This window comes from Mesorhizobium sp. M0751 (genome assembly GCF_040320265.1).
Classification (GTDB): Bacteria; Pseudomonadota; Alphaproteobacteria; order Rhizobiales; family Rhizobiaceae; genus Mesorhizobium.
The window spans coordinates 52,501-72,983 of record NZ_JAMYPH010000023.1; the positions used below are offsets into that span (position 1 = coordinate 52,501).

The 20,483-nt window shown below is 62.0% G+C and carries 19 protein-coding genes, 1 tRNA gene, 2 rRNA genes and 1 pseudogene (1 of these 23 running past the window's edge); 12 read left to right on the forward strand and 11 right to left on the reverse strand.

Going from position 1 to position 20,483, the window contains the following annotated elements; all coding sequences use genetic code 11:
* The 3 genes from NKI19_RS27475 to NKI19_RS27485 all read left to right on the forward strand — a co-directional run.
* Positions 1 to 1,159, forward strand: a 23S ribosomal RNA gene (locus NKI19_RS27475); it begins 1,640 nt to the left of the window's first position.
* Positions 1,160 to 1,235: 76 nt separating this feature from the next.
* A 5S ribosomal RNA gene (gene rrf / locus NKI19_RS27480) occupies positions 1,236 to 1,350 on the forward strand.
* A gap of 130 nt (positions 1,351 to 1,480) precedes the next feature.
* Positions 1,481 to 1,557, forward strand: a tRNA-Met gene (locus tag NKI19_RS27485).
* 65 nt (positions 1,558 to 1,622) lie between these two features.
* On the opposite strand, the pseudogene NKI19_RS27490 reads toward NKI19_RS27485, so the two are convergent.
* The 7 genes and pseudogenes from NKI19_RS27490 to NKI19_RS27520 form a co-directional block, all read right to left on the reverse strand.
* Positions 1,623 to 1,948, reverse strand: a pseudogene (locus NKI19_RS27490) (hypothetical protein).
* 251 nt (positions 1,949 to 2,199) lie between these two features.
* Complete coding sequence (locus NKI19_RS27495; RefSeq protein WP_352566937.1) at positions 2,200 to 2,706, reverse strand: L-2-amino-thiazoline-4-carboxylic acid hydrolase; 507 nt, start codon at positions 2,704 to 2,706, stop codon at positions 2,200 to 2,202.
* The gene (locus NKI19_RS27500) at positions 2,703 to 3,494 is read right to left on the reverse strand and encodes an ATP-binding cassette domain-containing protein (protein WP_352566939.1); all 792 of its coding nucleotides are present in this window, start codon (positions 3,492 to 3,494) and stop codon (positions 2,703 to 2,705) included. Before NKI19_RS27500 ends, NKI19_RS27495 begins: the two co-directional genes overlap by 4 nt.
* A complete protein-coding gene (locus NKI19_RS27505) occupies positions 3,491 to 4,294 on the reverse strand; it encodes an ABC transporter ATP-binding protein (RefSeq protein WP_352566941.1) in 804 nt (267 codons plus the stop codon). The genes NKI19_RS27500 and NKI19_RS27505 overlap by 4 nt, the downstream gene beginning before the upstream one ends.
* The gene (locus NKI19_RS27510; RefSeq protein ID WP_352709312.1) at positions 4,291 to 5,121 is read right to left on the reverse strand and encodes an ABC transporter permease; all 831 of its coding nucleotides are present in this window, start codon (positions 5,119 to 5,121) and stop codon (positions 4,291 to 4,293) included. Before NKI19_RS27510 ends, NKI19_RS27505 begins: the two co-directional genes overlap by 4 nt.
* Positions 5,118 to 6,104, reverse strand: a complete 987-nt coding sequence (locus NKI19_RS27515) for an ABC transporter permease (RefSeq protein ID WP_352565579.1) — start codon at positions 6,102 to 6,104, stop codon at positions 5,118 to 5,120. The genes NKI19_RS27510 and NKI19_RS27515 overlap by 4 nt, the downstream gene beginning before the upstream one ends.
* A 262-nt stretch (positions 6,105 to 6,366) precedes the next feature.
* Entirely contained in the window at positions 6,367 to 7,977 is a 1,611-nt protein-coding gene (locus tag NKI19_RS27520; RefSeq protein WP_352565581.1) for an ABC transporter substrate-binding protein, read from the reverse strand.
* A gap of 367 nt (positions 7,978 to 8,344) precedes the next feature.
* On the opposite strand from NKI19_RS27520, the gene NKI19_RS27525 reads away from it, so the two are divergent.
* Positions 8,345 to 9,532, forward strand: coding sequence for a M24 family metallopeptidase (locus NKI19_RS27525; RefSeq protein ID WP_352565583.1), 1,188 nt, complete (start codon positions 8,345 to 8,347; stop codon positions 9,530 to 9,532).
* A 12-nt stretch (positions 9,533 to 9,544) separates the two neighbouring features.
* On the opposite strand, the gene NKI19_RS27530 is transcribed toward NKI19_RS27525, so the two are convergent.
* Genes NKI19_RS27530 through NKI19_RS27540 form a run of 3 tightly spaced genes read right to left on the reverse strand, consistent with a single transcriptional unit; the run spans position 9,545 to position 12,028 of the window.
* A complete protein-coding gene (locus NKI19_RS27530; protein WP_352491789.1) occupies positions 9,545 to 9,964 on the reverse strand; it encodes a cupin domain-containing protein in 420 nt (139 codons plus the stop codon).
* Between the two features lie 16 nt (positions 9,965 to 9,980).
* Positions 9,981 to 10,820, reverse strand: a complete 840-nt coding sequence (locus NKI19_RS27535) for a phosphoenolpyruvate hydrolase family protein (protein ID WP_352491788.1) — start codon at positions 10,818 to 10,820, stop codon at positions 9,981 to 9,983.
* Between the two features lie 11 nt (positions 10,821 to 10,831).
* Complete coding sequence (locus NKI19_RS27540) at positions 10,832 to 12,028, reverse strand: Tm-1-like ATP-binding domain-containing protein (RefSeq protein ID WP_352491787.1); 1,197 nt, start codon at positions 12,026 to 12,028, stop codon at positions 10,832 to 10,834.
* A gap of 106 nt (positions 12,029 to 12,134) precedes the next feature.
* On the opposite strand from NKI19_RS27540, the gene NKI19_RS27545 reads away from it, so the two are divergent.
* The 8 genes from NKI19_RS27545 (at position 12,135) to NKI19_RS27580 (ending at position 19,404) form a co-directional block, all read left to right on the forward strand.
* Complete coding sequence (locus NKI19_RS27545) at positions 12,135 to 12,830, forward strand: TetR/AcrR family transcriptional regulator (protein WP_352491786.1); 696 nt, start codon at positions 12,135 to 12,137, stop codon at positions 12,828 to 12,830.
* A 358-nt stretch (positions 12,831 to 13,188) separates the two neighbouring features.
* Positions 13,189 to 14,505: an ABC transporter substrate-binding protein gene (locus NKI19_RS27550; protein ID WP_352491785.1), complete on the forward strand. Its 1,317-nt coding sequence runs from the start codon at positions 13,189 to 13,191 to the stop codon at positions 14,503 to 14,505.
* Between the two features lie 92 nt (positions 14,506 to 14,597).
* A complete protein-coding gene (locus NKI19_RS27555; protein ID WP_254816733.1) occupies positions 14,598 to 15,503 on the forward strand; it encodes a carbohydrate ABC transporter permease in 906 nt (301 codons plus the stop codon).
* A 1-nt stretch (position 15,504) separates the two neighbouring features.
* The gene (locus NKI19_RS27560; RefSeq protein WP_352484970.1) at positions 15,505 to 16,464 is read left to right on the forward strand and encodes a carbohydrate ABC transporter permease; all 960 of its coding nucleotides are present in this window, start codon (positions 15,505 to 15,507) and stop codon (positions 16,462 to 16,464) included.
* Complete coding sequence (locus NKI19_RS27565; RefSeq protein WP_023675179.1) at positions 16,461 to 16,682, forward strand: hypothetical protein; 222 nt, start codon at positions 16,461 to 16,463, stop codon at positions 16,680 to 16,682. The genes NKI19_RS27560 and NKI19_RS27565 overlap by 4 nt, the downstream gene beginning before the upstream one ends.
* Complete coding sequence (locus NKI19_RS27570; RefSeq protein ID WP_352491784.1) at positions 16,679 to 17,782, forward strand: ABC transporter ATP-binding protein; 1,104 nt, start codon at positions 16,679 to 16,681, stop codon at positions 17,780 to 17,782. The genes NKI19_RS27565 and NKI19_RS27570 overlap by 4 nt, the downstream gene beginning before the upstream one ends.
* Complete coding sequence (locus NKI19_RS27575) at positions 17,782 to 18,885, forward strand: ABC transporter ATP-binding protein (RefSeq protein WP_023722319.1); 1,104 nt, start codon at positions 17,782 to 17,784, stop codon at positions 18,883 to 18,885. Before NKI19_RS27570 ends, NKI19_RS27575 begins: the two co-directional genes overlap by 1 nt.
* Before the next feature lie 237 nt (positions 18,886 to 19,122).
* Complete coding sequence (locus tag NKI19_RS27580) at positions 19,123 to 19,404, forward strand: hypothetical protein (RefSeq protein ID WP_292661206.1); 282 nt, start codon at positions 19,123 to 19,125, stop codon at positions 19,402 to 19,404.
* A 30-nt stretch (positions 19,405 to 19,434) separates the two neighbouring features.
* On the opposite strand, the gene NKI19_RS27585 is transcribed toward NKI19_RS27580, so the two are convergent.
* Positions 19,435 to 20,406, reverse strand: coding sequence for an AraC family transcriptional regulator (locus NKI19_RS27585; RefSeq protein WP_352491783.1), 972 nt, complete (start codon positions 20,404 to 20,406; stop codon positions 19,435 to 19,437).
* Between the last annotated feature and the right edge of the window lie 77 nt (positions 20,407 to 20,483).

The following is a 20,483-nucleotide window of genomic DNA, read 5'->3' on the forward strand; positions in this document are numbered from 1 at the left end:
GCGTGACCCTTTCATGCGCAAGCATGGGAGGGTGGCACAGACCAGGGGGTAGCGACTGTTTATCAAAAACACAGGGCTCTGCGAAGTCGCAAGACGACGTATAGGGTCTGACGCCTGCCCGGTGCTGGAAGGTTAAGAGGAGGGGTGCAAGCTCTGAATCGAAGCCCCAGTAAACGGCGGCCGTAACTATAACGGTCCTAAGGTAGCGAAATTCCTTGTCGGGTAAGTTCCGACCTGCACGAATGGCGTAACGACTTCCCCGCTGTCTCCAGCATAGACTCAGTGAAATTGAATTCCCCGTGAAGATGCGGGGTTCCTGCGGTTAGACGGAAAGACCCCGTGCACCTTTACTATAGCTTTACATTGGCATTCGTAGTGGCATGTGTAGGATAGGTGGTAGGCTTTGAAACCTGGGCGCCAGCTCAGGTGGAGCCACCCTTGAAATACCACCCTTATCACTATGGATGTCTAACCGCGGCCCGTTATCCGGGTCCGGGACAATGTATGGTGGGTAGTTTGACTGGGGCGGTCGCCTCCTAAAGAGTAACGGAGGCGCGCGATGGTGGGCTCAGAACGGTCGGAAATCGTTCGCTGAGTGCAATGGCATAAGCCTGCCTGACTGCGAGACTGACAAGTCGAGCAGAGACGAAAGTCGGTCATAGTGATCCGGTGGTCCCGCGTGGAAGGGCCATCGCTCAACGGATAAAAGGTACGCCGGGGATAACAGGCTGATGACCCCCAAGAGTCCATATCGACGGGGTTGTTTGGCACCTCGATGTCGACTCATCGCATCCTGGGGCTGGAGCAGGTCCCAAGGGTATGGCTGTTCGCCATTTAAAGCGGTACGTGAGTTGGGTTCAGAACGTCGTGAGACAGTTCGGTCCCTATCTGCCGTGGGTGTAGGAATATTGAAAGGATCTGTCCCTAGTACGAGAGGACCGGGATGGACGGATCTCTGGTGGACCTGTTGTGGCGCCAGCCGCATAGCAGGGTAGCTATATCCGGACGGGATAACCGCTGAAGGCATCTAAGCGGGAAACCCACCTTAAAACGAGTATTCCCTGAGAACCGTGGAAGACGACCACGTTGATAGGCCGGGTGTGGAAGAGCGGCAACGCTTGAAGCTTACCGGTACTAATAGTTCGATCGGCTTGATCGTTCTCATTCCTAATGCCCATCGTGAACACGATGGATGGCACGGAAAACAGCTTCTCGAGCAACGTGCGTTTTGCCGACCTGGTGGTTATGGCGGAGCGGCTGCACCCGATCCCATTCCGAACTCGGCCGTGAAACGCTCCAGCGCTGATGGTACTTCGTCTCAAGACGCGGGAGAGTAGGTCGCTGCCAGGTCTGCCAAGCGCACGTTGTTTAATCTTCTCCTTACGAACAGGCCCGCCAACGGGACTCCGGGCCGCGCAAGCGGCCCTTTCATTTGGCGGAAGCTTGAATTCGGTGAGCCAAGGCTTACCTTTAGGGTTGACGCGGGGTGGAGCAGCCCGGTAGCTCGTCAGGCTCATAACCTGAAGGTCACAGGTTCAAATCCTGTCCCCGCAACCAAATTCGAAAACGGCCCGCCTTGTGCGGGCCGTTTTCGTATGCGCTGAAGTACGGCAACAGGAGACTTAGCATTCCGCGGCCAATTTTTCGCGTATGTGTTCCGATCCACCTCTCATACGTCGGGCGAATGGCCGATCGGGATTTACGACGCGCCAAAAGGGCGCGCTGCCGTCTTGACTGATATGCACCAAGTGCCGCCGCACAGTCACTGGGCAGCAGGCGTCTGCTCCGTATTTTGCCGCGAGCTTACGTCGTAACTCTGCAAGGTCGACAAGTGGCCAGGTCGCGCAGCCCGCAGCTCGTCAGCGACCATTTTCTCGGTTGGGATCAGCATGCTCTGCGTAAGGGTTTTGCCTTTCCGTCGCGTTTTGACCACCGGCAATTCGCTCATAATTCACCTCCAGGAACTCCCCTACAGAAGACGAACAAGAATGCCGCAATCCGACAAAATCTCGGATTGATTTGATTGCCGTGGCTTGAGGCGACAGCCATGAACCTACAAAGATGCCGCCCGGCCGGCACCAATTCCTCGCGATGCACACATCAAAACCCCGCTTGCCTTATGGCGCCGGTTTTTTTGGCTCCGTGCTGCCCAACGGAGCGGAACTCTACGTCGTCGCCGACATGGCTCGAGCTGCAGCTCTAACCGGCATCCCGGTTGGTCAAGGCGATGTGGCAGCAACCGGAACCGTGGCCCGGCGTCCAGGTGACGTTGTCGAAGCGCACTCCGGCGGCCTCGAACAGACCACGGTCGAAGGCGCCGGCGATGCGGCAGAGCGTGGCGAGCTTCTCGTCGCCGACGCCGGCCTCGACCCAGGCGTCCTTCAGCGGACAGCGCCTGACCTTGACGGCGATGCGATCTTGGCTGCGTTCGACGTCGGCCGGATACATTCGGCCACCATCCGGGCTGACGGCCAGGAACGCCTCGCCGATTGCCGGTGCGTCGTTCGGGCCGAAATCGGCGAAGGCCGCCGCCGCAACTTCCCTGCCGCGCCGTTCGATGGTGCGGATCATGATCGCCTCGGCTTTTTCCGCGCCCACTTCCGCGGTCAGCTCGTCGAGCAACAGACGATAGAGATCGGCGCGATTGCGGAAGGCGGAATCGAGTTCGCGCGACAGTTTTTCGGCTCGGGCTTCGGCGTCGGTCATGATGCGTCCTGTTCGATCCTTGACAGTCTCGGCGCTGCCGCCACCAGCGCCTTGCCGATCGCGGATTGCGGCGCGTCGATGACGGTGCGGGCATCGCCGCTCTCGGCAATCCGCCCGGCGTCCAGAATGGCGATGCGGTGGGCGATGGCACGGACGACGCCGAGATCGTGCGAAATGAACAGATAGGCGATGCGCTCCGCGCGTTGAAGGTCGAGCAGCAGCCGCAGGATCTGCGCGCGCACCGAAACGTCGAGCGCCGATACGGCCTCGTCGAGCACGACCAGCGACGGTTTCGTGGCGATAGCGCGGGCGATTGCAACGCGCTGGCGCTGACCGCCGGAGATTTCGTGAATGGCGCGGCCGGCGAGACCGGGGCTGAGGCCGACGCGTTCCAGCAGAGCGGCAATACGGCGCGGGCGCTCGGCACGAGAGGCGACGTGATGAATGCGCAAGGGATCGTCGAGCACACGCGCCACCGTGGCGCGCGGGTTCAAGGCGGCGAGCGGATCCTGAAACACCATCTGCAGGCGAGCGCGCCGGTCGCGCAAGGCAGCGCCGTTCAGCGACAGGAAATCGCCGCCTTCAAATTCGATACGGCCGGTATCGGCTTCGATGAGCCGGAGCACCAGACGAGCTATCGTCGACTTGCCGCTGCCGGAAGGTCCGGCCAGCGCCAGCGTCTCGCCGGGTTCGATGTGGAAGGAAACGTCGTCGACCGCGGCGATGATCTTGCCGCCGCGACGGTATCGTTTGGTCAGGCCGGAAACGGCGAGCAGCGGATTGGTCATGTTCGCCGCAAAAGCGGCTCGGCGTCGAGGCCGAGATGAGCGTCAAGCAGCACACGAGTGTATGGGTGACGCGGCGCATTGACGATTTGGGCCGTCGAACCCAGCTCGAGCAACTCGCCGTACCGGAACACCGCGATGCGCTCTGCAAGCCCGGCGGCCAGCGCGATGTCGTGGCTGACGAACAGCAGCGTCATGCCGTCCTCGGACACTAGTCGCCGGATCAGCCCGACGATCTCGGCCTGCACGATGGTGTCCAGCGCGCTGGTCGCCTCGTCGGCGATCAGCAGCTTCGGCCCGGCCGCAATCGCGGCGGCGATCGCCACGCGCTGCTTCTGGCCGCCGGAGAGCTGATGTGGGTAGGCTCTCAGGGCGGCATTGGGGTCGGGCAGACGGACGCGTTCTAGCAGGGTTTTTGCCCTGGCGTAGGATTGCGACCAAGTAAGGCCGAGATGGGTGTAGGCGACCTCAGCGATCTGCATGCCGATTGGCATCACCGGGTCGAGGCTGGCGGATGGATCCTGGAAGATGAAACCGATGTCACGGCCGCCGATTAGAGCATGGTCGCGAAGACTGGCAGGTTGGCGCAAGAGCCAATCGATGCGGCCTTCGATCCCGGCGGTGGCCGGCAGCAGCCCGGCAATGGCCAGCGCCAAGGTGCTCTTGCCCGAACCGCTTTCACCGATGATGGCAAAGCGCTCGCCGGCGGTGATGTCGAAGCCGACATTCTTCAGCGCCGCCACCTCGGCGCCGTCGCGGCGATAGGTCACCGTCAGATTGCGGATCGAAGCAAGCGCCGTCACGACAGGCTCCTCCTCACCGCCGTCGTCTCGACGACGCCTTCGCCGGTGAGATACACACCGAGCACGGTCAGCACGAGTGCTGCGCCCGGAATGATCGACAGGAACGGCGCCGTGCGCAGCACGGCGCGGCCTTCGGCGATCATGCCGCCCCAGGTAACCCGGTTGGGATCGCCGAGGCCGAGAAAGGACAGCGCCGCTTCGGTGAGAATCGCCGCCGCGACGATCACCGACGACAAGGCCATTACCGGCGGCAGCGCATTGGGGAGCACCTCGCGAAAGGCGATCTCCAGCGGATGCATGCCGATGACGCGGGCGCCGGCAACAAAATCGCGCTCGCGGATCGACAGCACTTCGGCCCGCGCCACGCGTGCCGGTCCGGTCCAGGCGCCCAGCGCGATCGCCGCGACGACGACGCCGAGCGACGGCCCGACGATGCTGACGAAAGCCAAAGCCAGCAGGAAGGCTGGGACGGTCTGGAAAGCGTCGGTGATGCGCATCAGCATCTCGTCGACAAGGCCGCCGGCAAAGCCGGCCACCGTGCCGATCACGGCACCGACGGCAAGGGCGGCGGCTGCCGCAGCCAGCCCGACCGCCAGCGAGGTGCGGGCGCCGTGGAAAAGCTCGGCAAGGACGTCACGGCCGAGGCGGTCGGTGCCGAGTGGCAGCGACCAATCCTGGAACGGCGGCAGCAATGCCGGCCCGGCAATCGCCTGGGGATCGCCGGGAAAGAACAAAGGTGCGGCAAGTGCCACGGCAAACAGCGCCGCCAGGATGACTGCGCCGGCGATCGCTTCCGGCGTGCGAAGAAAGCGGCGAAGCGGGTTCACGCGCCGGCCTCACTGGCCCCGACGCGCGGATCGAGGAAGGCGTAGGCGATGTCGACGAGAAGGTTGATGATGACGACCAGGACGGCGCTGGCGAGAATGATGCCGAGCAGCAAAGGCGTGTCGCGCGCGGCCACCGCTTCCTGCGCCAGCCGGCCGAGGCCTGGCACTGAAAAGACGCTTTCTATGACGACGCTGCCGCCCAGCATTTGCGCGGACTGCAGGCCGAGCATGGTGACCAGCGGCAACAGCGCGTTACGGGCGACGTGAGCGAGCACGATTCGACGGCGGGAAAGTCCCTTGGCACGGGCGGCCAGCACAAAGTCCTGTCGCCACACCTCGGCCATACCGGCGCGCATCATGCGCAGATAGAGCGCGAGATAAATGAAGCCGAGCGCCGAAACCGGCAGGACGAGATGGCAGGCGATATCGGCGGCGCGGTCGAGGCCAGTCCTGGCCGAGACGATACTCTCGATGCCGCCGATCGGAAACCAGCGCAGGTCGACGGCGAAGACAATGATCAGCACCAGCCCGAGCCAGAAGCCCGGCACGGCATAGAGCGCCAGCGAACCGATGGACAGGAAGCGATCACGGAAGCTGCCGGGTCTGGCGCCGGCATAGATGCCGAGCGCCGAACCGAGACCGAAGGAGAGCGCAGTGGCGCTGCCCATCAACAGCAGCGTGTTGGGCAGGCGCTCGAGGATGACGTCGCGGATCGGCCGCGAAAAGGCGACCGATTGGCCGAGATCGAGATGCAGCAGCGCCCAAAGATAATTGGCGAGCCGCGTCAGCTCCGACTGGTCGAGACCCCAACGGTGACGCAACAGCTCGATCATGCCGGCGTCGCCGCCGGTTGAGACGATGTAGGCATCGACCGCGTCGCCGGGAGCGGCTTCGAGCAACAGGAAGGTGCCGATGACGACAATCAGCAGCACGAAAATGCTGCCGACGAGACGGCGGCGAAGGAGGATGACAGCGCGGGTCATGGGGAAAGGGCACCGCTGCCGGCCACTTGAGATTGCGTTCTACGGCGCCCCCCTCTGTCCTGCCGGACATCTCCCCCACGAGGGGGGAGATCGGCCGTCATTGCGGCTTTGGCCAATCTCCTACGTTGCAGGACTGGGCGAGGCGCCAACGCTGCCAATCTCCCCCCTCGTGGGGGAGATGTCCGGCAGGACAGAGGGGGGCGCGAAGGAACTCTCATTGTCGAATCTGAGCACCCAGGCCGTCGATCTGCAAGTCTGGAGGTCAACTCGCCAAATAGGTGTCCCCCCAGTTCGATACCGCCCAGCGCGGGTTGTTGGCGATGTTCTTGACCGTATCGCGGGCGACGCTGATGAAACTCCATTCGGCGACGTTGATCAGGGGCAGGTCGGCGGCAACTTTCCTCTGGAACTCCTTGTAGAGTGCGGTTCGGGCGGCGGTGTCGAGCGTCTCCGATGCCTTGGCGATCAGGGCGTCGAGATCGACGTTCTTGTAACCACCCTGGTTGGAGAAGGGCACGCCGTCGGGAATGCCGCTCTGCACCAGGATGGTGGTCGAGATCGCCGGATCGCCGCGGAACACCGGCGGCCCAACCGCAAGGTCGAAGGCGTGGTCGGTGTAGACAGCCTTGATATGCGCGGCAGAGTCGTTGTTGACCAGCTGGGCATCGATGCCGATGGCGGCGAGCGCCTGGCGCAGATAGTCGCCGAACTGCTTGGTTTCGTTGAAGTAGGGCGCCGGCAGCAACCTCAGTGAAAAGCGCTTGCCGTCATCGCCTCGGCTGTAGCCGGCCTCGTCAAGCAAGGCGTTGGCCTTGGCGACGTCGAAGGCGTAGGTCGGCACGTCGGCGGTGTAGAATTGCGGGTCGTTCTTCGGCACCGGGCCAGTGGCGGTGGCGGCATAGCCAAGGAATACGGTCTTGACGACGAAATCCTTGTCGATGGCGTGAGCGATCGCCTGGCGTACTTTCAGGTCGGCCAGCTCCTTGCGGCGATGATTGATCTCGACGATGAGCTGATAGGTCAGCCCTTCATAACCCTTGGTGATCACCTTGAGTCCGGACACTTTGGAGATGCGGTCGAGATCGGCCAGAGGCACGGCGGAGAAGGCGGCGAGCTGGATCTCTTCGGCCTCGAGTGCGCTGGCGGCGGAGGCGCGGTCGGGCAGCACCTGATAGATGATCTCGTCGAGATAGGGCTCGTCCTTGCCCCAATAGTCGGTGTTCTTCTCCAGCCGGTAATATTGGCCGGGCTTGTATTCGGCGAATTTGAACGGTCCGGTGCCGACCGGGGCGTTGTTGGCCGGGTTGTCCTCGATCTTTCCGGTCTCGTAGATGTGCTTGGGCACCACGCTGCTCAGCGCCGGCAAGGCGTTGCGGATCAGCTGGAACGGTGTCGGCTTGGCGAATTTGAACACGGCGGTGGTTTCGTCCGGCGTGTCGACCGCCTCCAGATCCTTGAACACGGTGCGGCCGAGATTCTGCAGCGGCTTCCAGACCTGCAGCGCCGAGAAGGCGACATCGGCTGAGGTGAAGGGTTTGCCGTCATGCCATTTGACGCCCTCGCGCAGCTTGAACGTCACCGACAGGCCGTCGGCGGCACCTTCCCAGCTGAGCGCCAGGCGTGGATCGAGCCCGTCCTTGCCGCCGAAGGAGGCCTCGGCCAAGGTTTCCACGATCTTGCTCGAAATGAAGAAGACGCCGTTCGAGGCGACAATCGCCGGATTGAGATTGCGCGGCTCGGAATCAGCGGCGACAACCAGTCGTCCGCCCTTTTTCGGCGTCTGCGCCCAACCGATCGTCGGCATCGCGGTAGAGGCCAGCAGCAATGCCGAACCCGCAAGCATCGTCCGTCTGGAAATGGTGAACTCTGGCATGATCGAACTCCGTCCTCTCCGCGGACCCGGCCGGGTCCGCCGTCCCCCTCGGACGCTCGCAAGCATCCCGCAAAGCTGATTATGGGCCTTGTGCGGGGTTTCACCAAAGACGGAATTGGCGCATTTTTACGTGGCTTTGAAATTTCTGTCCGCTGGACCAGTTGTACAGAAGACGGTTCGATGCGCGGTTCTGGCAAGACCAGACTGGAGTAAAGCACAGCAGGTGGAGCAGCTTTTGGGGCTGGTTCGCTCCATTCTGGCTGGACCACATCGGGCAAAATGATGCAGATTTGAGCATAGCTGAGGATCGGAGCCGGAAAAGCCGGTGCCGGCGAGCGGCCGGCCAAGGGATTTCAGGGAGAGAGACATGAACATTGCCCCAGGCAAGAATGCCGTCGGCAGCGTGCCGTTCGACCAGGCCAGGGTGGACGGGCTGATGGAGGAGGCCGGTATCGACGTGCTGCTCGCCACCTCCAAGCACAACACGCAATATCTGCTTGGCGGCTATAAGTTCATCTTTTTCGCCGCCATGGATGCAATCGGCCATAGCCGCTATCTGCCTGTTGTCGTCTATGAGCAAGGCGGGCCGGAGCATGCCGCCTATATCGGCAACCGCATGGAAGGCGGCGAGCACCAGAACCATCCGTTCTGGACGCCGACACTGCATGCCGCCTGCTGGGGAACGCTCGATGCCGCCAATCTGGCAGTCGAGCATTTGCGGAAGATCGGCAAGGACAACGCCCGCATCGGCATCGAGCCCGCCTTCCTGCCGTCCGACGCCTATATGCTGATCCGCAACGCGCTGCCGGACGCCAAGCTGATCGACGCGACTGATATGCTGGAGCGCATGCGGGCAATCAAGACCGAGGCCGAGCTGGAGAAGCTGCGCATTGCATCGGAGCTGATCACCGATTCCATGCTGGCGACCATCGGCTGGGCACGCGAAGGCACGACCAAGAGCGAGATCATTGAGCAGCTCAGGCGCGAGGAGACAAATCGCGGTGCGCATTTCGAATATTGCCTGTTGACGCTAGGCTCCAGCCACAACCGTGCTGCCTCGCCGCAGGCGTGGAAAAAGGGCGAGGTTATGTCGATCGATTCCGGCGGCAACTACCACGGCTATATCGGCGACCTTTGCCGCATGGGCGTGCTGGGCGAGCCTGACGCCGAACTCGAGGATCTGCTGGCCGAGATCGAGACAGTGCAGCAGGCGGCCTTCTCCAAGGTCAAGGCGGGCACGCTGGGCGGTGAAATGATTTCTCATGCCGAAGGCGTGCTGAAAGCGTCGAAGGTTGCGCCGTATACCGATTTCTTCGCGCATGGCATGGGGCTGATCACGCACGAAGCGCCGTTCCTGATGACCAACCATCCGGTGACCTATGAAGGCACCTATGCCGCAAAGCCGCTGGAGAAGAACATGGTGCTTTCGGTCGAGACGACCATGCTCCACCCGACGCGCGGCTTCATCAAGCTGGAGGACACGGTGGCGGTGACCGATGCCGGCTACGTCATGTTCGGCGATCGCGGCAGGGGCTGGAACAGGGGTGGAGCTTAGGCGCCGTCTATCTCAATTCCCGCCTGGCAGCAGCAACCTGAAATCCGGCAGGTCGCGCAGTGCCAATTCCGGCCCGGCCGGCGAATAGACGACGAAAAGCTGCATCGGCGCGTCGCCGGTATTGAGCGTCGAATGGAAGCGGCTTTCCGGCACATAGATGGTGCAACCGGGGCCGACCTTCTCGACGACCGGATTGCCCTTCTCGTCTTCGACCATCTGCTCGCCATTGCCTGAGATGACGAAAATGATCTCCTCGGCACCCGGATGGTTATGACGCGTATGGCCCTTGCCCGACGGCAGGTCGACGACACCACCGGAAAAGCGCTTCGCGCCGTTCACTTCGGGAGCGACCGTCAGCGACAGCCTGCCCCAGTCGAAGCCGAAGGCGCTGACGTCTTTTGGGTATACGAACACCTTGCTGTTGTCGGTCATCGTCTCACCCCTTCTTCTACGCAGCGCCGAACGTGACGGCCTTGAAATCCGCCGTTTGCCTGGCGATCGAAGCTTCCGCCGGCAGCCGTTCCATCGAACTCGCGCCATAGAACCCGTGCAGGCCCTTGCAGCGCTCGAGAATATATCTGGCGTCGTCCGGCATCGAGATCGGCCCGCCATGGCAAAGCAGGATTATATCCTCGCGCACTGAGCGTGCCGCTTCGGCAATGGCGTCGATCTCGCTGACACAATCGTCCAGCGATTTGGCCGATGTCGCGCCGATCGAGCCGCCCGTGGTCACCCCCATATGAGCGACGACGATGTCGGCGCCGGCTTCTGTCATGGCGCGCGCCTCGTCTGGGTTGAAGACATAGGGCGTGGTCAACAGGTCGAGTTTGTGAGCCTCGGCGATCATGTCGACCTCGAGCCCGAAGCCCATGCCGGTTTCTTCAAAACTCTGCCGCATCTGGCCGTCGAACAGGCCGATGGTCGGAAAGTTCTGCACGCCGGAAAAGCCCATCGTCTTCAACTCGGCCAAAAGCAGCGGCATGATGACGAACGGATCGGTGCCGTTGACGCCGGCCAGCACCGGCGTCTTCTTCACCACCGGCAGCACTTCGTAGGCCATCTCCTTGACGATCTCGTTGGCGTTGCCATAGGCGAGCAGGCCGGCGGCCGAGCCCCGCCCGGCCATGCGGTAGCGGCCGGAATTGTAGATGATGATCAGGTCGATGCCGCCGGCTTCCTCGGCCTTGGCCGACAGGCCGGTGCCGGCACCGCCGCCGACGATCGGAACACCGTCCGCGATCATCTTGCGGAATTTCTCCAGCATTTTTTTGCGCGGTATGGCGGTCATGTATTGATGTCTCACTGTCTGGCGATGTCGAGGAAGGCCGTTGTGGCGGCCCAGGCGAATTCCGGATCGTTGATGTGCAGCGGCAGGCGCAGTACGCGCCGCGTTTTGGCGGGTTTGATGGTACGCTCGATCGCCTCGAACAATGCGGCATCGGCTTCAGGGTCGAAGAAGGCGCCGCCTTCGATGTCGAGCGCCGACACGCCTTTCTCCGGAATGAGGAAACGAACCGGACCCTGGCAGAGGCTCAGGCTTGTACCGATCCATTCGCCGATCGTTCTGCTTTCGTCGGCAGTGGTGCGCATCAGTGTGACGTTTGGATTGTGCTCATAGAACAGCCGGCCGCGATAGCGTTCCGGAATTGTCGGCGGCGCCCAGAAATTGACCATGTCGAGCGCGCCGACCGAGCCGACATAAGGCAGCCCGGTGCGGGCGATGGCGCCAAAGCGATCTTCGGTCGCCGGCAGCACGCCGCCAAGCAGCAAGTCGCAGACTTCGGTCGTTGTGATGTCGATGACGCCCGACAACAGGCCGCTGTCCGCCAATTTTTCCATGGTCCGGCCGCCGGTTCCGGTGGCATGAAAGACCATGCAGTCATAGGTCGAACGAAGCTCGTCGGCGATCGCGGTCACGCATGACGTGGTGACGCCGAACATGGTCAGGCCTATCGAGGGTCTGCCGTCGGCCGGCGGCGCCGGCTTTGCCGCCATGCCTGATATCGCCTGGGCGGCATTGTGCAGCACGGCACGGGAAAGCCGGTTGAGGCCGGCCATGTCGGTCACCGACGGCATCATCACGATGTCGGAGATGTCGACATAAGGTGCGGTGTCGCCGGAGGCCAAGGTCGAAACCATGATCTTCGGCAGGCCGAGCGGCAGCGTGCGCATTCCTGCGGTGATGATCGAGGTGCCGCCGCCGCCGCCGATACCGATAATCCCGGCAATATCGCCGCGCGACTGGACAAACCGGGCAAAGGCGGCGGCCATCGCCGCCACCGCGGTGCCGCGATCGTCAATGCCGAGCACGGCATTGCGACCCTCGGGATGGCGGCTGGCGACCTCGTCTGCCGAAACATCGACCGGCACGGTCGCGCCGCGTGTTCCGATGTCGACGCGGACAATCGAAGCGCCGGTAGCCGCGACTGCATCGGACAGAAAAGCGAGTTCCTCACCCTTGGTGTCGGCGGTGCCCACCACATAGATCCGCTTCATCGCGTTTCCCCGGTCTTGGGCGTGCTCGGCGCTGCCACCCGTTTGCCCGGCCGTTCGATGGGCGAAGGGCCGTTGCAATTTTTTGAGACGCGCGTATCGTATTGACATGGATGTCTCACGTCAACAAGCGACAGTGAACGACGACGCCGGCCAAGGCGCCAGCCCGCGGGTAGAGCGCGGGGCCCGCGCGCGCACCAGGCGTCTCATGCTGGAGACGGCGACAAAGCTGATGCAGGCGGGCGCCACGCCCTCCGTCAGCGAGGTGGCGGAAGCAGCGGAAGTCTCCCGCGCCACCGCTTATCGGTATTTTCCGAGCCAGGCGGCGCTGGTGCAGGCGGTGGTGGACGAAGGGCTCGGGCCGATCCTTACCTGGCAATCGAGCTCTGCCGATCCCGAGCGCCGGGTCGCCGAGCTGTTCGAGACCGCCATGCCGCGCATCGAGGTCTTCGAAGCGACGTTCAAGGCGGCGCTGAAACTGTCGCTCGACCAGTGGGCGCAGCGACAGGCAGGGACGCTGGGCGGTGAGCCGGCCTTCACCCGCGGCCATCGCGTCGACCTTTTGAAGGATGCGATCGCGCCACTCAAAGGCCGGTTGCCGCCGCGCGAATTCAAGCGGCTCGCGCAGGCGCTGTCATTGATCTTCGGTGTTGAGATGCTCATCGTATTGAAGGATATATGGGGATTGGATAGCCGCAGAATGATGTCGGTCGCTCAGTGGACGGCCGGCGCTCTGGTGCGCGCGGCTATGACCGAATCGATGATTGAAGGAGATGGGATCGCGCCGACGACGGCCGCTAGATAACGCCAATCTGGTTCGACCAGATTTTCAACCTGATTGTTCATACTACTAGCGATGCAGCGGCCCAGGTAAGGCATTCATGTATCAAGGAGTAGGAAAATTCAGGGAAAACAGGCAGATATCGCAGAAACCAACTTGTCTGCGTGTCCGCCACCGTCCAAGAAAGGGCTTGACGTTCGTCTGAAATTGGTAATACCAGATCAGGACAAATAAAGCGGATCAAGGGTGAAGGCTAAGATCCGTTTCGGTTGAACGAGGAGGTTCAAAAACCGGAACGGTGCCGTCACGGGAGGACTACCAGGGCCGGCCTCGCCGCCGGCTCGCATGACGCGGTAGAATGCGCACAAGGGAGGAAATCATTATGCGCAAGACAATGACCAGCTTGCTTGCTGGTATCGGCCTAGTGCTCGCCTGCGGAACGTCCGTCTACGCGCAGGAAAAGGAACTTACAATCTTCTGGGCGGAATGGGATCCGGCCAATTACCTGCAGGAACTCGGCAACGAGTACGAGAAGGAAACCGGCGTCAAGATCACGGTGGAAACCACACCGTGGCCCGACTTCCAGACCAAGGCCTTCACCGAGTTCAACGCCCATGGCGACGCCTACGATATGGTCGTCGGCGACTCGCAATGGCTCGGTGCCGGCTCGACCGGTGGCCACTATGTCGACCTGACCGACTTCTTCAACAAGCACAAGGTCGGTGAAGTGATGGCACCGGCGACGGTGAAATACTATGCCGAATATCCGGGCGGCAGCAGCAAATACTGGGCCATTCCGCTCGAAGGCGACGCCGTCGGCTGGTCCTATCGCAAGGACTGGTTCGAAGACCCCAAGGAAAAGGAAGCCTTCAAGGCCAAGTATGGCTACGATCTCGACGTGCCGAAGGATTTCAAGGCGCTGCGCGACATCGCTGAATTCTTCTACAGGCCGGATCAGAAGCGATACGGCATCGCCATCTACACCGACAATTCGTATGACGCGATGGCGATGGGCTTCGAAAACGCGCTGTTCTCCTTTGGCGGCGAGCTGGGTGACTATAAGACCTACAAGGTCGATGGCTTCATCAACTCCGACAAGGCGATCGCGGCGCTCGACGCCTACAAGGAACTCTACAAGTTCACGCCTCCGGGCTGGGCCAAGTCGTTCTTCGTCGAGGACAACCAGGCGATCACTGAAAACCTGGCCGCGATGAGTATGAACTACTTCGCGTTCTTCCCCTCGCTGATCAACGAGGCGTCGAACCCGAATGCCAAGAACACCGGTTTCTTCGCCAATCCTCCCGGCCCGAACGGCGATCAGTTCGCCGCACTCGGCGGTCAGGGCATCTCCATCGTTTCTTACTCGCAGAAGCAGGAAGAGGCGACGAAGTTCCTGGAATGGTTCATCAAGGACGAGACCCAGAAGAAATGGGCAGCGCTTGGCGGCTACACCTGCAGTGCCGCTGTGCTCAAGTCACCCGAATTCCAGAACGCCACCCCCTACAACAAGGCGTTCTACGAGACCATGTTCAAGGTCAAGGATTTCTGGGCGGTTCCGGAATATGCGGAACTGCTGCAGCAGCTCAACCAGCGCATCTATCCCTACATGATCGGCGGCGAAGGCACCGCCAAGGAGACGCTGGACGCACTGGCAGCCGACTGGAACGCGACCTTCAAGAAATACGGCCGCGGCCAATAAGCATGAAGTGTCACGGAGGGGGCGTTCGTGCCTCCTCCGTTTCTTTTTCTGATTTTTGAAATCTTTCTGATTTCTGAACTGGGAGCAGGGTCTTGGCGACCACGATGATCACCACGCTGGACAGGTCCTCGCGGGCCGCCGCTCGCGGTCTCAGCGACATTTCTATCCGCAATCTCTTCATTATCCCGACGATCCTGTTCCTGATCGTCTTCAACATCTTCCCGCTGATCTATTCGCTGGGCTATTCGTTCACCGATTTCCGCGCCTCGACCAGCGCGGCGGCGAATTTCGTCGGGCTGCAGAACTATCGCGACCTGCTCAGCGATCCCTATGTCTGGTCCAACTTCGCCATCACCGCAAAATACGTCATCATCTCGGTCGCCGGCCAGCTGCTCGTCGGCTTCGGCGTGGCCATGCTGCTCAACCGCGACATTCCGCTCAAGGGCCTGCTGACGACGCTCCTGTTGTTGCCGATGATGCTGTCGATGGCCGTCGTCGGCCTGTTCTGGAAGCTGCTCTACGATCCGTCCTTCGGCATCATCAATTATGCGCTGGGCCTCGGCACCTTCGAATGGCTGTCGAATCCGAAAATGGCGCTCTATGCGGTCGCGCTGACCGACATCTGGATGTGGTCGCCCTTCGTCATGCTGTTGTCGCTGGCCGGCCTGTCGGCCGTGCCCAAGCATCTCTACGAGGCAGCAGCAATCGACAGGGCCGGGCCGTTCTACACCTTCTTCCGCATAACGCTGCCGCTGGTTGCGCCGATCCTGATGATTGCGGTCATCTTCCGCACCATGGAGGCGTTCAAGACCTTCGACCTCGCCTACATCCTGACCAGCCAGCCGACGGCCGAGCTGATCTCGATCCGGCTCTACAAGATGGCGTTCCAGGAATGGCAGACCGGGCGTTCCTGCGCGCTCGCCTACATCGTGCTGATCATGGTGCTGGCGATCACCAACATCTATGTCAAATACCTCAACAAGGTGAAGGAGCGCTGAGATGGCCGCAGTCCGCACTTCTTCCGAAATCACCTTCAACCGGGTCGCCATCGTCGCTGTCCTGCTGGTGACGATCATCTTCCTGGCGCCGATCTACTGGATAGCCTCGACGGCGTTCAAGCCGCGCAACCTCGCCACCACCATTCCGCCGACGGTGGTTTTCCAGCCGGAGATATCGCCCTTCGTCAAGTTGTTCACCAAGCGTTCGCAGCTGCGCAGCCCGCCGTCGCCGGAGGAGTACGCGGCTGCGCCGTGGTGGGAGCGCGTCGTCTTCAATGGCGGCGAAAAGATCGTGCGCGACGGCAAGGGCCAGGTGCAGTGGTCGGGCTATCCGAGCCGTTTCATGAACTCGCTGATCGTTGCCATAACCTCGACCGTCCTGGCCGTCGGCATGGGCACCTTCACCGCCTATGGGTTCTCGCGCTTCAAGGTAAAAGGCGAGGCGGACCTGCTGTTCTTCATCCTGTCGACGCGCATGCTGCCGCCGGTGGTCGTCGCCATTCCGATGTTCCTGATGTACCGGGCGGTCGGCCTCAACGATTCCCATATCGGCCTGATCATCCTTTACACCGCTTTCAACCTGTCCTTCTCGGTGTGGCTGATGAAAGGCTTCATGGACGAGATCCCCAAGGAGTATGAGGAGGCGGCCCTCGTCGACGGCTATACGCGCATGGAGGCCTTCTTCAAGATCGTGCTGCCCGAGGCCGCCACCGGCATCGCCGCCACCGCCGTGTTCTGCTTCATCACCGCGTGGAACGAATATGCCTTCGCACTGATCATGACCAGCCGCCGCGCCCAGACAGCACCGCCTTTCATTCCCAGCCAGGTCGGCGCCGGCCTGCCGGACTGGACGGTGATCGCCGCCGGAACCTTCCTGTTCCTGCTGCCGGTCGCAATCTTCACCTTCCTGCTCCGCAACCATCTGCTGCGCGGAATGTCGTTTGGAGCGATCCGCAAATGAGCTTTCGCGACATCAACCAGAAATATCTCGAACCGGGCAGCCAGGTGCTGATGGTGCTCGGCATCATCGCGCTCTGCCAGCCGTGGAATATGCTGCTGCACAGCTACGGCGTGACCATCATCCTGATCGGCCTGATCGGCTTCAACATCACCTCCAAAATCGCGCCGGAGGAGAAGGCCGGCACCGGGCAAGGGGCAAATCCGGGGGCACAGCATTGACCCAGATCGAGCTTCGCGGCGTCCAGAAATATTTCGGCGCCGTCCAGGTCATCAAGGACCTCAACCTGAAGATCGACGACAATGAGTTCATCGTGCTGCTGGGCCAGTCGGGCTGCGGCAAGACGACGACGCTTCGCGCCATCGCCGGGCTGGAGACGATCGATGGCGGCGACATCCTCATCGACGGCAAGCCGGTCCAGCACCTCAAGGCCGCCGACCGCGACATCGCCATGGTCTTCCAGTCGTTTTCGCTCTATCCACATATGAGCGTTTACGAGAACATCGCTTTTCCGCTGAGGGCGACGCGTAAGAGCAAGGCCGAGATCGACAGCGAGGTGCGCTCGGTCGCCAAGACGCTGCAGATCAGCGATCTCCTCGCCAGGAAACCGTCGGCGCTGTCGGGTGGCGACATGCAGCGCGTGGCGATCGGCCGGGCCTTGGTGCGGCGGCCGAAGGCGATGCTGATGGACGAGCCGATCGGGGCGCTCGATGCCAAGCTGCGCGAGGAGATGCGGGCCGAGATCAAGCGGCTGCACATCAAGCAGGGCTCGACCAGCATCTACGTCACCCACGACCAGATAGAGGCGATGAGCCTCGCCGATCGCATCGTCATCATGCATGAAGGTGTGCTGCAGCAGGTCGGCTCGCCGGACGAGGTCTATTCGCATCCGGCGAATCTTTTCGTCGCGCAATTTGTCGGCAGCCCGGTGATGAACGTCGCCGACGCTTCGGTGACCGAGAAAGCCTCATCGGCCTCGGTCACGGTCGGCGATGCGGCCGCCGGTTTCGAATTCCCGCGCGCCTTGTTGTCGAAGCTCAACGGCCATGCCGGCGGCCAGCTCGCGCTCGGCATCCGGCCGGAAGGCGTCCTCGTCCGCCGCGAAGCCGCCGAGGGATTCTTGCCGGTGGAGACGCAGATCGTCGAGCCGCTCGGGTCCTTCGACATCGTCGACCTCAAGGTCGGCTCCAAGATGCTGCGTGCGCGCACCAAGAGCGGCTTCATCGGCGGCCCCGGCGAAAGGGTCTTCGTCAGAATCGATCCCAGCCAGGCGCATTTCTTCGACACGGCGAGCGGCAAATCGCTGGGAGTGAGACTCTGATGGCCCACATCCAGCTCAAGAACATCTCGAAGAAGTTCGGCAACCACACCGCCTTGACCGGGCTCGATCTCGACATCGCGGATGGCGAGTTCTTCGTCCTGCTTGGCGAGACCGGCGCCGGCAAGACGACGACGCTGCGCATGATTGCCGGCCTGGAAAAACCGAGCGAAGGTCAGGTCTTCATCGATGGCGTCGATGTCGCCGACTGGGGCGCGGCCGAGCGCGACGTGGCGCTCGTGCTGCAGCAATATTCGCTTTATCCGCGCTATACGGTGCGCGAAAATCTCGAATTTCCGCTGAAGCCGAAGATCCGCCGGCTGCCCGATGCCGAGATCAAGGATCGTGTCGACCGCGCCGCCAGGACTCTGCGGATCGAGCATCTGCTCGACCGTAAGACCGACAGGCTTTCAGGCGGCGAGATGCAGCGCGTCTCGATCGGTCGCGCCATCGTGCGCAAGCCGCGGGTATTCCTGATGGACGAGCCGCTGTCGGCGCTCGACGCCAAATTGCGCGAGGCGCTACGCACCGAATTGAAGAACCTGCAGATGCAGCTTGGCGCCACCTTCCTGTTCGTGACGCACGATCAGATCGAGGCGATGTCGATGGGGGACAAGGTCGGCGTGCTCAATCACGGCCGCATCGTCCAGACCGGCACGCCGTACGAGATCTACAACAATCCGCGCGACACCTACGTGGCAAGCTTCGTCGGCTCGCCGCCGATGAACCTCATCGACGGCAAGCTTGTCAACGGACGTGCGGTGATGGCGCCGCTCAATTTCGAATTGCCGTTTGCGGGGGGTGCCAAGACTTCGGGGGGTGCCAAGACGGGCGCGGCGACCGACGGTCGCCCGCTCGTCTTCGGTATTCGTCCCGAGGACGTCTATCTCGAGACCGGCGCGCCGGTCGAGGCGCGGGTCCATGACGTCGAGAACCACGGCGTCGAGAAGATCCTGACGCTGCGGGTCGGCGACGCCATGCTGCGCGCCACGGTGCCGGCCAGGACCGACGTCCAGATAGAGCAGCCGGTGCGCTTTGCCTGGAACCCGGACAAGGTGGTGCTGTTCGACAAGGGCAGCGGAATAAGCCTGCGTCACGCCGGCTAAATACAAGCTCTTTACTGCAGCCAGAGCGGGATGCGTTCAGGTTGAACCGTGCATCCCGTTCTATCTATCCGTTTTAGTCGGGCATTTGTGCGATGCCGTGTGATTCCGCTTGGCTGTCTCCCGTCATCCCCCGTACGGGGGATGCGGATGCTCCGATTTGTCGAATAGGCTGATCCTTTGGTCTCAAACGGGCTTTTGCAGGCCCAATTTGGAGACCCAAATACGGAGGGTTTGGCTATGGGAAATCTGTTACGCAGTTTTGCGACGATCCTGCTTGTCGCCGGTATGGGATTGTCGGCGGCGCATCTGGGCGAGGCGCAGGCAGCCAAGAAAGTTGTCGCCGGCGCGCAGGTCGACGCCAAGAAGATCAAGGACCTCAACGGCGCGGTCAATCTGTCCACCAGCGACTGCAAGCTGTTGTTGAGCGGCACCGTCGTCGAAGTCTCGGATGGCAGGTGCGGGGCCTCCGGTAAATATTGCAAGAGCAGCGCCGGCTCGGCCTGCATCACCGAGCAATAAGCCGGCCAACGTTTGGCTGGCCTAATTAGGTTAGCGGATCTCCGCCTGTTCCTCGGCCCGGAAGTGGCTGGGTGGCGATCCGATGACCCGTTTGAAGGCGCGGCTGAAGGAGGCGTCGGATTCGTAGCCGAGGCGAGCCGCGACGACGGAAATCTTGAGCCGGTCGCGGACAAGCCATTGCCTCGCCTGGTGCATCCGCACCTGCGTGACGTACTTTGCCGGTGTTTCGCCGACAATGGTGGCGAAGCGCTCGGCGAAACCTGATCGCGAGGCGCCCATCATCTTTGCCAGAGCCTCCACCGTCCAGTCGCGATTCGGTTCGAGATGGATCGCGGCCAGCACCCGGCCGATCTCGCGGTCCCTGACCGCCGCAATCCATCCGGAAGAGTCGCCGCAGCCGCGCTCGACCCATGAGCGGATGACGGTCGCGGCAAGCACATCGGCCAGCCGCGCCAGGATGCCGCCGGAGCCGACGCGCTCCATCGTGACCTCGCGGGCCATCGCTTCCAGCAGATGCGGGATACCCGGCTCATAGGCTTCCAACTCATGCGCACGCATCACGTCCGGCATCATGCCGAGCAAGGGGTGCAAGCCATCGAGATTGAAATACATGCTGCCGAAAAACAGCAAGGTGCCCGGACGGCAGCCGGGCACGCCGTCATTCGACATACAATAGACGCCCTTGCAGATTTCCTCGACCTCATAGCCATGGATCGGCGCCGCCTCGATACCCGGCTCGCTCGCCAGCGTGTGGGCTGAGCCGCGCGGCAACAAGGCAGCGTCGCCCGCCTTGAGCTCGACCCAATCGCCGGACGGCTGCAGCAACCAGCAGCCTTTGCGGCCGATGAAATGAAACCGTGCCGCCGCCTGAGCCGGAAAATGGATGCCCCAAGGTTCCTTCATCTCGCAACGGCCGTAATCGACGCCTTCGAGACGCAATCCGCGCAATATGTCTGTCAGCGGATCGCCGGTGATTGGAATTTTGGACGAACGGTCAAACATAATGGTGTTTCTAGCATGGAAACTCCAGCCAGTCACTCCCTATGTTGCATTGCAGCCAAATGCTGCGCTGCAACAGA